The following is a 14,846-nucleotide window of genomic DNA, read 5'->3' on the forward strand; positions in this document are numbered from 1 at the left end:
GGCGCACCGGCGGGTTCCTCGCTCAGGCTCCACCCTCGCCCTCCCGCTCGGCCAGGAACCGCTCGAACTCCGCGGCCAGTTCGTCCGCCGAGGGCAGCTCGGCGGGCTCCGCGACCAGATTGCCGCGGCTCTCGGCCCCGGCCACCGCGTCGTACTGGTGCTCAAGGCCCCGTACGAGCGCGACCAGCTCCTCGTCCCCCTCGGAGATCTGCCGCTCGATCTCCTCCTGCGTCTTGAGGGCGTCGTTGCGCAGGGCGTGCGTGGGCCCCGGCAGGACCAGACCGGTGGCCGCGGTGATGGCCTCCAGCGCGGTGAGCGCGGCGTCCGGATAGGCCGACCGGGCCAGATAGTGCGGCACATGCGCGGCGACGCCGAGCACATCGCGGCCCGCCTCGGCGAGCCGGTACTCGATCAGGGATTCGGCGCTGCCGGGCACTTGGGCCTCGTCGAAGAAGCCGCGGTGACCCGGTGTCAGATCGATGCGGTTGCCATGCGGGGTGATGCCGACCGGCCGGGTGTGCGGCACGCCCATCGGGATGCCGTGGAAGTTCACCGCGAGCCGTACGTTCAGCCGCTCGACCATCTGGCGCACGGCCGCCGCGAACCGCTCCCACTCCACATCCGGCTCCGGCCCGGCGAGCAGCAGGAACGGGGCCGCGGTCGCGTCGCGCACCAGATACAGCTCGAGCTTCGGGGTCTCGTACGCGGTCCAGCGGTCGCGCTGGAAGGTGAGCAGCGGCCGCCGGGCCCGGTAGTCGACCAGCCGGTCATGGTCGAAGCGCGCGACGACCTTGCGTGGCAGGCCGTCGAGCAGCCGCTCGACGATCTGGTCCCCCGTCTCTCCGGCGTCGATATAGCCGTCGAAGTGGTACAGCAGCACCAGCCCGGCCGAGTCCCGCGAGGCTATCGCGTCGACCTCCGCCAGCCCGCTCGGTTCCCATGCGTACAACTCCTGCGGATCTTGCACTGTGACCGCTCCTCCTTGTGTCCGTTCCGAAGAACACCGGACGAGGGCGGGGGCATTCCCCGAGCGGGGGCCGCGATGGTCCGGCGGCCATGAACCGCGGTGCGGAGGAGCCCATTTGGGCCAACGGGAGCGGCCCGAACTCGACGTCGGCGCACTTCGCGGGGTTGACGCGCATATGCGGCACGCCTATCTTCGCCAGCCGTCAGCGGTTCATCATGTCATCCGGCGTTCACTGACCAGAACCCAGCGTGTTCACCTCTGGCCACGGCACAGGAAGGCAGCCTCCTATGCACTCCCCCGGCCGCACTCCCACCCGATTACGCACCTTCGTCACCGCCTCCGCCGCCGGGCTGGTCGCCGCCGGCGGGCTGATCGCGGCCGGTACGACCGCGCGGGAGGCCCCCGCCGCGACCGCCGTCCCGATCTCCGTGAACGACACGGACGGGCTCCGGGAGGCCCTCGCCGGGGCCCGGCCCGGCGATACGATCCGGCTCGCCGACGGCAGGTACCGGGGCAGCTTCGAGATCACCGCCTCCGGCACCTCCGGCTCGCGGATCACCCTCACCGGCTCGTCGAAGGCGGTCCTCACCGCGAGCGGCGGCTATGGGCTGCGGCTGAACGGCGCCTCGTACTGGACCGTCAGGGGGATCACGGTCCGCGGCGGCCGGGAGGGCATCAGGATCGACGCCGCCCGGAGCGTGACCGTGGACTCCGTTTCGGTCAGTGTGCGGCGACCCGGGCATGCGTAAGGCCCGCTCCCCAGGGGAGCGGGCCTTACCCATTAGCTGGTGCCGACTAGCGGCCGGTGATCAGCTCTGGCCGCCGGCCAGCTTCTCGCGAAGCGCGGCCAGCGCCTCGTCCGAGGCCAGGGCGCCGGAGTTGTCGGCCGACTCCGAGGAGTACGAACCGCCGCCACCGGAAGCCTGCCCGCCGGGCGCCGGAGCGGCGCCGCTGCCCGCCTCGGCAGCGGCCTGCTCGTCGGCCTCGCGGGACTTGATGACCTGCGCCTGGTGCTGCTCGAAGCGCTGCTGCGCCTCGGCGTACTGGGTCTCCCACGCCTCCCGCTGGGTCTCGAAGCCCTCGAGCCAGTCGTTGGTCTCGGGGTCGAAGCCCTCGGGGTAGATGTAGTTCCCCTGGTCGTCGTAGGACGCGGCCATGCCGTACAGGGTCGGGTCGAACTCGACCACGGACGGGTCGGCACCGAACGCCTCGTTGGCCTGCTTCAGCGAGAGGCTGATGCGGCGGCGCTCGAGGTCGATGTCGATGACCTTGACGAAGATCTCGTCGTTGACCTGGACGACCTGCTCCGGGATCTCCACGTGGCGCTCGGCCAGCTCGGAGATGTGGACCAGGCCCTCGATGCCCTCGTCCACGCGGACGAACGCACCGAACGGAACGAGCTTGGTGACCTTACCCGGGACGACCTGACCGATCTGGTGGGTCCGGGCGAACTGCTGCCACGGGTCTTCCTGGGTCGCCTTGAGCGACAGGGAGACGCGCTCGCGGTCCATGTCGACGTCCAGGACCTCGACCGTGACCTCCTGGCCGACCTCGACAACCTCGGAGGGGTGGTCGATGTGCTTCCAGGACAGCTCCGAGACGTGGACGAGACCGTCGACGCCGCCGAGGTCCACGAACGCGCCGAAGTTGACGATGGAGGAGACGACGCCGGAGCGCACCTGGCCCTTCTGGAGGGTGGTGAGGAAGGTCTGGCGGACCTCGCTCTGGGTCTGCTCCAGCCAGGCGCGGCGGGACAGGACCACGTTGTTGCGGTTCTTGTCGAGCTCGATGATCTTCGCCTCGAGCTCCTTGCCCACGTAGGGCTGGAGGTCGCGAACGCGGCGCATCTCCACCAGGGAGGCGGGGAGGAAGCCACGGAGGCCGATGTCGAGGATGAGACCACCCTTGACGACCTCGATGACGGTACCGGTGACGATCCCGTCCTCTTCCTTGATCTTCTCGATGGTGCCCCAAGCGCGCTCGTACTGGGCGCGCTTCTTCGAGAGGATCAGCCGGCCTTCCTTGTCCTCCTTCTGGAGGACGAGGGCCTCGATCTCATCGCCGACGGCGACGACCTCATTCGGGTCGACGTCGTGCTTGATCGACAGTTCGCGGGAGGGGATGACGCCTTCGGTCTTGTAACCAATGTCGAGCAGGACCTCGTCCCGGTCGACCTTCACGATGACGCCGTCGACGATGTCGCCGTCGTTGAAGTACTTGATCGTCTCGTCGATCGCGGCGAGGAAGGCTTCCTCGGAACCGATGTCGTTTACCGCCACCTGCGGGGTGGTGCGGGTTGCCTCGGTGCTGCTCGTCATGTGGAAAAGGGCTCCGGTACGGACATGAAGTCGTAGGTACTGCTACGCCGGGAGCCCTTATCGCACTGCCGAAGCCGGACAGCCTAGGAGGCACCGAATCTTTCCGATTTCGAATGATCGAAAAGCCCATGCACCTCGACAACCGAGGGGACATACAACAGATGCGAGTGCGGCCTGCTCGGTCCGAGGCGCACAGGCCCGCAGCGCAACTTGTAGCATACGGGGGCAGCCGGGCATGGTCAATGCACGAAGAGCACACGTGGGGATTAACTCCCCGAACCCGGCAAATTGCATGGTCCGTACTGCGACGCGGTCTTCACCGTGCCCCGCAGCCACAGGTCGATACAGAGAGTACGACGACGCGCGCGATGGTCCAAGAACACGAGCCCAGCACCGCCGAGGAGACGGCCGAGCCGACGGCCACCCGCCGGATCGCGGGCGAGGCGGAGAGCAGCCGGGCCAGCCGGCGGTGGTGGGACCGCAACGCGGACGAGTACCAGGAGGAGCACGGCGCCTTCCTGGGCGACGACCGGTTCATCTGGGGCCCGGAGGGGCTGGACGAGGCGGAGGCCGGGCTGCTGGGCCCGGTGGAGGCGCTCAAGGGGCGCGATGTGCTGGAGGTGGGCGCGGGCGCCGCACAGTGCGCCCGCTGGCTGGCCGCCCAGGGGGCGCGGCCGGTGGCGCTGGACCTCTCCCACCGGCAGTTGCGGCACGCGCGGCGGATCGACACGGAGGCCGCCGCCGGGGGCGGCGAGGGGACGGCCGACGGGGCCGGGGTCGCGCTGGTACAGGCCGACGCCACGGCACTGCCCTTCCGGGACGGCTCGTTCGACCTCGCGTGCTCGGCGTACGGGGCGGTGCCGTTCGTGGCCGAGCCGGTGCGGGTGATGCGCGAGGTGCGCCGGGTGCTGCGGCCGGGCGGGCGGTGGGTCTTCTCGGTGACGCATCCGATCCGCTGGGCGTTCCCCGACGAACCAGGGGCCGAGGGGCTGTCCGTCGCCGGTTCCTACTTCGACCGCACGCCCTATGTGGAACAGGACGAGTCGGGCCGGGCCGTCTACGTGGAGCACCACCGGACGGTGGGCGACCGGGTGCGCGACGTGGTGGCCGGAGGCTTCCGGCTGGTCGACCTGGTCGAGCCGGAGTGGCCCGCGTGGAACCACCAGGAGTGGGGCGGCTGGTCCCCCCTGCGGGGGAACCTCATCCCGGGCACGGCGATCTTCATATGCGAGCGGGACTGAGCGGAATCGGAGCAGAGGCGTTGACCACTCCTGGGGACCCGCGCGCCGAGGCCCTCGACCGCCTTCCCGTACGCGAGGCCGTGCCCGCGCTGCTGCGCGCGCTCGACGACCGCGGGGTCGCCGTGCTGTGCGCGCCCCCGGGGACCGGTAAGACCACGCTGGTGCCACTGGTGCTCGCCGGGCTGGTGGGCGGCGGACCGGTGCGGCGGGTGCTGGTCGCCGAGCCGCGGCGGATCGCGGCACGGGCCGCCGCGCGGCGGATGGCGTGGCTGCTGGGCGAGCGGCCGGGCGGGAAGGTGGGCTTCACCGTGCGCGGGGAGCGGCAGGCCGGCCGCGGGACCGTGGTCGAGGTGGTCACGACCGGCGTACTGCTGCAACGGCTGCAACGCGACCAGGAGCTGGCCGGCGTCGATGTGGTCGTGCTCGACGAATGCCATGAGCGCCATCTGGACGCGGACACGGCCGCCGCCTTCCTGCTGGACGTCCGGGCCGCCCTGCGCCCCGACCTGCGGCTGATCGCCGCCTCCGCGACCACGGACGCGGAGGGCTGGGCGCGGCTGCTCGGCGACGGGGAGAGTGGCGAGCGCGGGACGGACGGCGGGGAAGGGGCGACGGACGGCGGGGGCGGCCCTGAGGGGCCCGCACCGGTCGTGTCGGCCCCGGGTGTGTCCCATCCGGTGGAGGTGGTGTGGGCGCCGCCGGAGCGCCCCGTACGGCCGCCGCACGGGATGCGGGTGGACCCCGCCCTGCTGGACCATGTCGCGGCCGTGGTACGGCGGGCGCTGCGCGAGCGGGAGGGCGATGTGCTGTGCTTCCTGCCGGGCGTCGGGGAGATCGCCCGGGTGGCCGGGAAGCTGGGCGGGCTCGCCGAGGCGGAGGTCCTGCAAGTGCACGGGCGGGCACCCGCCGCCGTACAGGAGGCGGTGCTGGCGGGCGCGGACGGCGGACGGCGGCGGGTGGTGCTGGCCACCTCGGTCGCCGAGTCGAGCCTGACCGTGCCGGGCGTGCGGATCGTGGTGGACTGCGGGCTGGCACGTGAACCCCGGATGGACCACGCACGCGGGCTGAGCGCGCTGACGACCGTAAGGGCGTCACGGGCGGCCGCCCGGCAGCGCGCGGGCCGTGCGGGGCGTGAGGCGCCCGGGGTGGTCTACCGCTGCTGGCCGGAGGCGGAGGACGCCCGGCTGCCGCGTTTCCCGTCCCCGGAGATCGCCGGCGCGGACCTTACGGCCTTCGCGCTCCAGACGGCGTGCTGGGGCGATCCGGACGCCTCGGGGCTGGCCCTGCTCGATCCGCCGCCCGCCGGGGCGATGACGGCCGCCCGCGAGACGCTGACCGCGATCGGCGCCGTGGACGCCGCCGGACGGGCCACCGAGCGCGGTACCCGGATGGCCCGCCTCGGCCTCCACCCCCGGCTCGCGCGGGCGCTCATCGACGGCGCGAAGGAGGTCGGCGCACGCCGGGCCGCCGAGGTGGTGGCCCTGCTGAGCGAGGAGCCCCCGAGGGAGTACGGCGACGACCTCGCCGCCGCCTGGCGCACCGCCCGCCACGGCGGCGACCCCTACGCCGCCCGCTGGCGCCAGGAGGCCCGGCGGCTGGAACAGGCTCTGACCGGCACGGGCGACGCGCGGCCAGATGGCGCACGTGACGCGCGTGGCGCAGGTGACGCGCGTGGCGCACGTGACGCGCGTGGCGCAGGTGACGCGCGTGGCGCACAGCGGGCGGCGCGCGGCGACGACGCCGTGGCGGGGCTGCTGGCCGCGCTGGCGTTCCCGGAGCGGGTGGCCCGGCGGCGCGGCGAGCGGGCGTACCTCATGGCCGCCGGGACGGGCGCGGAGCTGGCCGACGGCTCGCGGCTGGGCGGGGCGCCATGGCTCGCGGTGGCCGTCGCGGACCGGCCGGTGACCGCCGCGTCGGCGCGGGTGCGGCTCGCGGCCGTGACCGACGAGGAGACCGCCCGGGCGGCGGCCGCGGCGCTGGCCTCGGAGGGTGCGGAGGTGCACTGGGCCGACGGGGACGTCGTGGCGCGCCGGGTGGCCCGGCTCGGCGCGATCGAGCTGGTGTCCCGGCCGCTGGCCAAGCCCGATCCAGAGCTGGTGCGGCAGGCGTTGCTGGAGGGGCTGCGGCGCGCGGGGACGGGGCTGCTGCGCTGGTCGGCGCAGGCCACGGCGGTCCGGCAGCGGATGGCGTTTCTCCACCGGGAGCTGGGCGGGGCCTGGCCGGATGTCTCCGACGCGGCGCTGCTGGACCGCGCGGACGACTGGCTCGGGACGGAGCTGGCGCGGGCCCGCGGACGGGCCGATCTGGGGCGGGTGGACGCGGGACAGGCGCTGGCCCGGCTGATGCCGTGGGCCACGGGCGAGGCCGCGCGGTTCGAGGAGCTGGCGCCGGAGCGGATCGAGGTGCCGAGCGGCTCGCGGGTGCGGGTGGACTACGGCGCGGACCGGCCCGTACTGGCGGTGAAGCTTCAGGAGCTGTTCGGCTGGCAGGAGGCGCCCCGGATCGCGGGCGGACGGGTGCCGCTGCTGGTGCATCTGCTGTCCCCGGCGGGGCGTCCGGCCGCGGTCACCGCCGATCTGGCGTCGTTCTGGAAGGACGGCTACCGCTCGGTGCGGGCCGAGCTGCGCGGCCGGTACCCCAAGCATCCATGGCCGGAGGATCCATCGACGGCCGAGCCGACCCGGCGGACCAACACCCGCCGCTGAGCCCGCCCAACGTCCGCCGCCGAGCCCTGCCAACACCCGCCGCTGAGCGAAAGCCAATGGGGCCGCTCAGCAGGCCACATCAGGCATCGGCGGCCCGCCTCGGGCGTCAGTCGGCCCAGTCGCGCAGCCTGCGGGCGGTCTCGCCGAGCCGGAATCCGCTGATCTCCCGTATCTCGCGGACGAGTCTGACCATGCCACCCGGCGGAGGCGTGATCGGCTCTCCCGACTCCGCTATGTACATCCGCGCGCAGGCCGCGCCGATCGTGGCGTTGTAGTCGGAGAACGGCTCGAGGATCAGTGAGGTGTGCAGAAAGGTCGCGGCGCGGGCGGCGGCCTCCTCGTAGTAGGGCTCGCCCGAGAACCGCTCATAGCGGTGGCGTTCGGTCATGCAGTGCAGCGCACCCCAGTCCCGGACCGGGGTGTTCACCGGGGAGACCTCGACCTGGACGTTCAGCACCCAACCGGCGTCGACATACAGGATCACCGCATGCCGTGCGGGAACTCCCGCTCGAACTCGGGCTTGTACTCCAGGGCGAACTTCACCGCGCCCTCGACGAAACGCTGCTTCTGACGCCGCCGGACCACGTCCTCGGTCAGTATGTCGTGCGCCAGGCGCCTGATCTCGACGCCCTTCTCCCTCGCCTCGGCACGCAGCTCGGCCAGCTCCTGCTCGGTGAACTCAATCGTGATGCCAGGCATGGGCGGCATGCTAGCCACGCCTCCGCTCTGATCACTACCGGCTTGGCCACCACGAGCGAATCGCGAGGACGCGGGTTGACGCGGCGACTGACACGGCGATCGACGCGACGGCCGTGCCGCTCAGCACTCCAGCCTCAGGGCGAACTGCTCCCCCGTCGGGAACGGTTCGTCCACGGGATGCGGCCCGACCCATATGAGCGCCTGCTCGAAGGTCATATACGAGCCGTTGTCGACGCACTGGCCGACCACCACCGCATTGCCGCCGCAGCGCCACGCGGCGTAGTTCCACGGGTGGTCGCCCTTCTCGTCCCGCACCACGGTCTCCGGCTCGCCCAGACGCTCACCGAAGGCATCCACGGCTGCGCGCCACCGGCCGTCGAAGGCGGAGCGGTCGGCATCGCGGTGGAAGACCCATGCGGGGTCCTCGGAGTGGTACTCGGCGAGCCAGTCGACATTGGAGCTCAGCCCGTCGGCCTGCAACTCCGCGTCGAAGTCGTCCGGCTCGTAGTAGTAGCAGAACGGGATCAGGCATTCGGTGTCCGCGTCATCGGGCCCGCCGAACCACTCCGGGCGGACATAGTGCCCGGTGTTGGTGGCGTGGGAGGACGCATGGGAGCCGTCGGGCACCCAGCCGAAGCGCTCGGCGGCGGCCGCCGTGACGCCCGGAGTCCATTCCAGGCGCGCCAATTCGACGATATGGCCGACGAGTTCGGGCCCGGGAACGCAGCAGTTCACTGGCATGGTCATACGCTACGGCCCGCCACTGACAACGGGGTCGGCGCCGCCGGGGCCGACGGCGGGTGCGCCGCGCGCCCGCGGGCCTCCAGCAGCAGGGCGAGCGCGAGCAGGGCCATGCCGAGGATCAGGAAGCCCCACGGCAGATAGGCCGTGAGCAGCAAGACCAACTGGCGCTGGGACTTCACCATGTCGACCGTGTGCCGGATGTAGTCCTCGCGCATCTTCACATGGCCGCTGAAGACGGTCACCCGGTCGCGGTCGCCCAGCAGCGTGCCGCCGCGCAACTCCTCCCGGTGGATCTCCTGCCCGTTGACCGGGGCGCCGGTGGTGGGCTCTACCCAGAACATCCGCTTGGTGCTGTACCAGCGGGCGGTTCCGGCCTTGCGGACGGTTTCGGGGGTGACGCCCTGGACCGGCATGGTCTTGGGAAGCGGCACCTTGGTCCAGGGGATGGTCTGCTCGAAGTAGTAGACCTTCAGGCCGCGGAAGGTCTGGGTGCCCTTGTAGTGGATGGGGGCGGAGGTGCGGGCCTGGGCGTCGAAGTAGCGGTAGTCGCGCTTCTCGGTGAGGAACGGCCATTTGAACTCGATGCCGTCGCGGCGCACCGCGTCCCCGTCGACATGTTCCCCGCCCGCGTGCACCGGGTCCTGGGAGTGGGCGTCGAAGACATAGCGCTCGGGGATCTTGGAGACCATCTTGCCGTCGGGCCCGGCCATATACGACAGGGCGTCCCAGACGACGACATCGCGCCCGGTCGCCTTCCCGGCCTTCTCGGCGGCGGGCACATTGCCGCGCAGGGTCTGCACGATGCTGACCTTGGAGACCTTGCGGGGCCGCATGGTGCCGTAGTCGAGCAGGGTGGCCGGGCTGGCCTCCAGGACCGCCGTCTGGTACTCGCTGGGCGGGATCTTGGCCAGCCGGGGATAGGCGTACCAGCGCAGCAGCGGCGCCAGTGCGGCGAAGAAGACGGCGAAGGCCAGCAGCACCAGGCTTGCTCTGCGGCGCATGGCGGATGTCCCTCCCTCAGGGGTGCTTGGGGACTGTGGTGAGCAGCGGTTTCGGGGAGGTCTCACCGCTGGGGGCGCCGATGGCCGTCATCGTGAGGACGATGGCGAGGGCGGCGGCGAGTCCGATCGCGGCGGCGGCGAGGGCGCGCATACGGGCCTCCTCGTGGTCCGGTACGAGGCGCTGCCTGACGGTTCGTCAGGGATGGGGCACCGTAGCAACGGGGGCCGCAGATGAGAACACGAAGGCCGAAAAGCGTCGCGCCGCCCCTGGGCCCGGTGGGGGCCCAGGGGCGGCGCGAGGAACCGCGTGATCCGCGGCGCTACTCGGCTACCGGGCGGCTTACGAGGCGGGGGCCTCGGCCTCGGTGACCGTCAGCTCGATGTCCAGGACGGCGCCGCCCTTGGCGGTGAGGCGGAGCAGGAAGGTGCCCGCGTGGTCATCGGTGAGGATCTTCGGCAGGGTGAGCTGCCCGAGGGCGTTGGTCTTCAGGGCGGTCAGGGTGCGCACCGGCTTGCCCTTGTCGTCCAGGAAGTAGGGCCCCTTGTCGTTCAGCTCGGGGTCCTTCGCCGAGGTGATCATGGTGGCGGTCACCGGCACATCCGCGGTGGCCTTGCCCTTGCTGGTGGCCTTGACGGTGAGCGCGTCGGCGAAGGAGGCGCCGGTCTGGGCCGTGAGCTCCTTGTCGCCGAGGCGGGCCAGCGCATCGGCCTGCGGTACGGGACGGGCCTTGACGGTCGCGGCGAACTCGACCGGGGCGGCCTCCCGCCCCACGGCGGTGGCGCGCAGAGTGAAGGTGCCGGTCTTCTCGCCCGCGACCAGCTTCGGCGCGGTGGCGGTGCCATCGCTGCCGGTCAGCATGGTGGCGGACTTGACGAGGCCGAGGAAGCGCGAGTCGGTCTCGCCGAGGATCTCGTACCTCACCCGCGCACCGGCCACCGGCTTGCCCGCGGCGTCCACGGCCTTGACGCGCGGCGACCGGGCGAAATCGGTGCCCGCGGTGGCGGACAGCTCCTTCGCGCCGACCGTGGTGAGCTTGCTGGTGCCGCTCGGGGTGGACGGCGGAGTGGTGGGGGGCTTGGGGGTCGGGGTCCCGGTGCCGGGGGTCCCGCCGTTCTCGCCGGCCGGAGGGGTCGGGGTGGAGGTGTCGGGCTCGTCGTCGGGCTTGGGCAGGGTGTGGGCGTTCTCCGGATCCTTTCCGGTGTCCTTGCCGTTTCCGCCGCCCTTCCCCGAGTCCTTGCCCTTGTCGCCCGAGCCCGAGCCGCCGGAGCCGTCCCCCGAGGGCAGCACACCGGTGCCGTCGGGGACCTCGTGGGTGCCGCGCTTGTAGTACTCGAACCACGACAGGACGGTGTTCAGATACTCCTGCGAGTGGTTGTAGCCGAGGATCGCACGGTCCAGATGGGCCTTGACTGACAGATCGCGGCCGTCCGCACAGAGGTAGTTGCCCGCGGCGAGGGCGGCGTCATAGACATTGTTGGGGTCCTTCTCGCCGTCACCGTTCCCGTCCCGCCCCCAGTTGGCCCAGGTGGACGGGATGAACTGCATGGGGCCGACCGCGCGGTCATGCGTACTGTCGCCGTCGTAGGCACCGCCGTCGGTGTCCTTGATCAGGGCGAAGCCGTCGCCGTTGAGGACCGGGCCGAGGATGGGCGAGACGGTGGTGCCGTCGGCATCCACATCGCCGCCGCGGGCCTGGCCGGACTCGACCTTGCCGATCGCGGCCAGCAACTGCCAGGGCAGATTGCAGCCGGGGTTGGACTTCCGCAGGGCCGCTTCGGCCTTCTTGTAGGCGTCCAGCACGCTGGCGGGTATCCCCGCCTCGGCCTTGGTGCTGCCGCCCCCGGGGAGCCCCGGCAGATCGGTCGAGGAGCCCGGCTTGTCGGGGGTGACCAGCGGCGGCAGATCGGTGTGGTACGACGAACCACCGTCAATGGGGGTGTCGTCGGGCGCCGGTGCCTCCCCCGCCCGCTGCTCCCGGTTCCGGTCGCCCTGGTCGGAGTGGGCGAACCCGGGTGCCTGGGACGCGGTGAGAGCGGCCATCGCGGCGGCCGCCACCGCCGTCGTGGCGGCCCCCTTGCGCAGTCGTCGGCCGATAAGCGGTGCCATCCGTGTGTCCCTCCCGTCGAACACAGTGCGCTCCCCCGGCGCGTCAACTCTGGTGACACTACGACAACTTAAGGCCCGCAGCTACCGGTGCAAACGCCACATCGGTGGAACCCTCAGTGAGCCGCCGATTCCCAGTCCGACCCGGATCCTACCGATACGTCCAGCGGAGCGCTCAGGCTGAAGGCGCCCGTCATCTCCCGGCGGACCAGCTCCTCGACCCGCTCCCGCTCACCGGGCGCGATCTCCAGCACGATTTCGTCGTGGACCTGCAACAGCATCCGCGACGAGAGTTTCTCCCCCGTCAACGCCGCGTCCACCTTGAGCATCGCGATCTTCACGATATCGGCTGCGGTGCCCTGGATCGGGGCGTTGAGCGCCATCCGCTCGGCCATCTCGCGGCGCTGGCGGTTGTCGCTGGTGAGGTCCGGGAGATAGCGGCGGCGGCCGAGCATGGTCTCGGTATAGCCGGTGGCGCGCGCCTCCTCGACGACCCGCTGAAGATAGTCGCGCACCCCGCCGAACCGCTCGAAGAAGTTCTCCATCAGCTTGCGGGCCTCATCGGGGGTGATGCCCAACTGCTGGGAGAGGCCGAACGCCGAAAGGCCGTACGCCAGCCCGTAGGACATGGCCTTGATCTTGCGGCGCATCTCCGGGTCGACCGCCGACTTGTCGACGGAGAAGACCTGGGAGGCGACGGTGGTGTGCAGGTCCTCACCGGAGGTGAACGCCTCGATCAGACCCTCGTCCTCGGAGAGATGGGCCATGACGCGCAGCTCGATCTGGCTGTAGTCGGCGGTCATCAGTGACTCGAAGCCGTCGCCGACGACGAATCCGCGCCGGATCGCCCGGCCCTCGTCCGTGCGCACCGGGATGTTCTGGAGATTGGGGTCGGTGGAGGAGAGCCGGCCGGTGGCCGCCACGGTCTGGTTGAAGGTGGTGTGGATGCGGCCCCCGGGGGCGATGGTCTTGATCAGGCCCTCGACGGTGGAGCGCAGCCGCGCCTGCTCCCGGTGGCGCAGCATGATCACCGGAAGCTCGTGGTCGGTCTGGCCGGCCAGCCACGCCAGCGCGTCGGCGTCCGTGGTGTACCCGGTCTTGGTCTTCTTGGTCTTGGGCAGGCCCAGCTCGCCGAAGAGCACCTCCTGGAGCTGCTTGGGCGAGCCCAGGTTGAACTCATGGCCCACCGCGGCGTGCGCCTCCTGCACGGCGTGCTGCACGGCGGCCGCGAACTGCTGCTCCATGCGCTCCAGCCAGCCACGGTCGGCGGCGATGCCCGACCGCTCCATCCGGGCCAGCAGCTCGGAGACGGGCAGCTCCATGTCGTGCAGCAGCCCGGCCGCGCCCACGTCCTTCAGCCGGCCGCCGAACGCCTCGCCCAGGTCCAGAATGGTCCGCGCCTTGATCATCAAGGCGTCCCGCTCGGCCTCGTCATCGGCGCCGAAGGCGAGCTGGCCGCCGTCCGCGGCGACCGCCGGGGACAGCTCGCGGCCCAGGTACTCCACCGACAGGGCGTCCAGCTCGAAGGAGCGGCGGCCGGGCTTGACCAGATAGGCCGCCAGCGCGGTGTCCATGGTGACGCCCGCGACGGACCAGCCGTGCTCGGCGAAGACCCGCATGATCCCCTTGGCGTTGTGCAGCACCTTGGGGCGGTCCGGGTCCGCGATCCACTCGGCGAACGCCCGCTCGTCGGCCTCGTCCAACTGCGAGGGGTCGAAGAACGCGGCGGGGCCGGAGCCGGTGGCCAGCGCGATCTCGCTGACGCTGCCGCTGCCCAGCGCCCAGGTGTCGACGGTGGCCAGGCCCAGCGGGGCGTCACGGTGGCTCTCCAGCCAGGGGGCGAGCTCGCCCGCGCCCAGCGCCTCTCCGTCCACCGCGATACCCGGCTCGGCGGCCGCGGGCTCGTCCGCCGCCGCGCCCGGGTCGACGGCCATGATCCGGTCGCGGAAGTTCTGGTGGCGGAATTCCAGCGCGTCCAGGATCACCGAGAGCGCCTCCCGGTCGTACGGAGTGCGCCCCAGGCCCTCGGGTCCGGCGGCCAGCTCCACATCCCGCACCAGCTCGGTCAACTGCCGGTTGAGCTTGACGGACTCCAGGTGGTCGCGGAGCTTCTCGCCGACCTTCCCCTTGACCTCGTCGACCCGCTCCACCAGCTCCTTGAAGGAGCCGAACTGATTGATCCACTTCGCCGCGGTCTTCTCGCCGACGCCCGGGATGCCGGGGAGGTTGTCCGACGGGTCGCCGCGCAGGGCCGCGAAGTCGGGGTACTGCGCCGGGGTGAGGCCGTACTTCTCCTGCACCTTCTCGGGGGTGAACCGGGTCAGCTCGGAGACGCCCTTGGTGGGGTAGAGCACCGTGACATGGTCGGTGACCAACTGGAACGAATCCCGGTCGCCGGTGACGATCAGCACGTCGAAGCCCTGCTCCTCGGCCTGGGTGGCGAGGGTGGCGATCACATCGTCGGCCTCGAAGCCGTCCACCGCGAAGCGCGTGATGTTCATGGCGTCGAGCAGCTCACCGATCAGCTCGACCTGGCCCTTGAACTCATCGGGGGACTTGGAGCGGTTCGCCTTGTACTCCGTGAACTGCTCGGAGCGCCAGGTCTTGCGCGAGACGTCGAACGCCACGGCGAGGTGCGTGGGCTGCTCATCACGGAGCGTGTTCGCCAGCATCGAGGTGAAGCCGTAGATCGCGTTGGTGGTCTGGCCGGTGGTCGTGTTGAAGTTCTCCGCCGGCAGCGCGAAGAACGCCCGGTATGCCAGGGAATGCCCGTCCAGCAGGAGCAGGCGGGGTCGGTCCTCCCCCGTGCGGTCGGGAGCGGGCGCTGCGGTCTTCTTCGATGCTTTCTCTGCCACGCCCCCGATCCTGCCACGGCCCACCGACAATGCCTCCCGCCCCGGCCACGGACCGGACCGGGCACAAGATCGAACCGGACCGGGCACAAGATCGGACCAGGCCGCGTACAAGATCGGACCAGGCCGCGTACAAGATCGTGCCCCGCACAGCCGGACCGGGCCGCCGCCCAGGCTGTCGTAGGCGCGTGACAGGATTTGACCCACAGGTGTCC

At 71.4% G+C, this 14,846-nt stretch carries 12 protein-coding genes; 3 read left to right on the forward strand and 9 right to left on the reverse strand.

Going from position 1 to position 14,846, the window contains the following annotated elements:
* Positions 1-22 precede the first annotated feature (22 nt).
* Entirely contained in the window at positions 23-967 is a 945-nt protein-coding gene (locus ACK1X7_RS13845) for a PAC2 family protein (RefSeq protein WP_208518998.1), read from the reverse strand.
* Positions 968-1,254: 287 nt separating this feature from the next.
* On the opposite strand from ACK1X7_RS13845, the gene ACK1X7_RS13850 reads away from it, so the two are divergent.
* On the forward strand, positions 1,255-1,716 hold the full coding sequence (locus ACK1X7_RS13850; RefSeq protein ID WP_385142389.1) for a hypothetical protein: 462 nt from the start codon (positions 1,255-1,257) through the stop codon (positions 1,714-1,716).
* Positions 1,717-1,776: 60 nt separating this feature from the next.
* Here ACK1X7_RS13850 and rpsA read toward each other — a convergent pair whose 3' ends face one another.
* On the reverse strand, positions 1,777-3,285 hold the full coding sequence (gene rpsA, locus ACK1X7_RS13855; protein ID WP_093460957.1) for a 30S ribosomal protein S1: 1,509 nt from the start codon (positions 3,283-3,285) through the stop codon (positions 1,777-1,779).
* Between the two features lie 368 nt (positions 3,286-3,653).
* Here rpsA and ACK1X7_RS13860 point away from each other — a divergent pair, with 368 nt between their 5' ends.
* Both ACK1X7_RS13860 and hrpB read left to right on the forward strand, forming a co-directional pair.
* Entirely contained in the window at positions 3,654-4,526 is an 873-nt protein-coding gene (locus tag ACK1X7_RS13860; protein ID WP_385142386.1) for a class I SAM-dependent methyltransferase, read from the forward strand.
* Positions 4,511-7,231, forward strand: a complete 2,721-nt coding sequence (gene hrpB, locus ACK1X7_RS13865; protein ID WP_413115130.1) for an ATP-dependent helicase HrpB — start codon at positions 4,511-4,513, stop codon at positions 7,229-7,231. Before ACK1X7_RS13860 ends, hrpB begins: the two co-directional genes overlap by 16 nt.
* Before the next feature lie 106 nt (positions 7,232-7,337).
* Here hrpB and ACK1X7_RS13870 read toward each other — a convergent pair whose 3' ends face one another.
* The 7 genes from ACK1X7_RS13870 to polA form a co-directional block, all read right to left on the reverse strand.
* On the reverse strand, positions 7,338-7,688 hold the full coding sequence (locus ACK1X7_RS13870) for a hypothetical protein (protein ID WP_385142380.1): 351 nt from the start codon (positions 7,686-7,688) through the stop codon (positions 7,338-7,340).
* Positions 7,689-7,711: 23 nt separating this feature from the next.
* Positions 7,712-7,930: a hypothetical protein gene (locus ACK1X7_RS13875; protein WP_361512289.1), complete on the reverse strand. Its 219-nt coding sequence runs from the start codon at positions 7,928-7,930 to the stop codon at positions 7,712-7,714.
* A gap of 120 nt (positions 7,931-8,050) precedes the next feature.
* Positions 8,051-8,671, reverse strand: a complete 621-nt coding sequence (locus ACK1X7_RS13880) for a hypothetical protein (protein WP_385142378.1) — start codon at positions 8,669-8,671, stop codon at positions 8,051-8,053.
* Positions 8,672-8,673: 2 nt separating this feature from the next.
* Complete coding sequence (locus ACK1X7_RS13885; protein WP_385142376.1) at positions 8,674-9,675, reverse strand: DUF3068 domain-containing protein; 1,002 nt, start codon at positions 9,673-9,675, stop codon at positions 8,674-8,676.
* 16 nt (positions 9,676-9,691) lie between these two features.
* On the reverse strand, positions 9,692-9,826 hold the full coding sequence (locus tag ACK1X7_RS13890) for an SPW_0924 family protein (RefSeq protein WP_014059917.1): 135 nt from the start codon (positions 9,824-9,826) through the stop codon (positions 9,692-9,694).
* A 189-nt stretch (positions 9,827-10,015) separates the two neighbouring features.
* The gene (locus ACK1X7_RS13895) at positions 10,016-11,782 is read right to left on the reverse strand and encodes a lytic transglycosylase domain-containing protein (protein WP_413115131.1); all 1,767 of its coding nucleotides are present in this window, start codon (positions 11,780-11,782) and stop codon (positions 10,016-10,018) included.
* 113 nt (positions 11,783-11,895) lie between these two features.
* A complete protein-coding gene (polA, locus tag ACK1X7_RS13900) occupies positions 11,896-14,634 on the reverse strand; it encodes a DNA polymerase I (RefSeq protein ID WP_385154683.1) in 2,739 nt (912 codons plus the stop codon).
* Between the last annotated feature and the right edge of the window lie 212 nt (positions 14,635-14,846).

The organism is Streptomyces sp. CY-1, assembly GCF_047218265.1.
Lineage (GTDB): Bacteria > Actinomycetota > Actinomycetes > Streptomycetales > Streptomycetaceae > Streptomyces > Streptomyces niphimycinicus.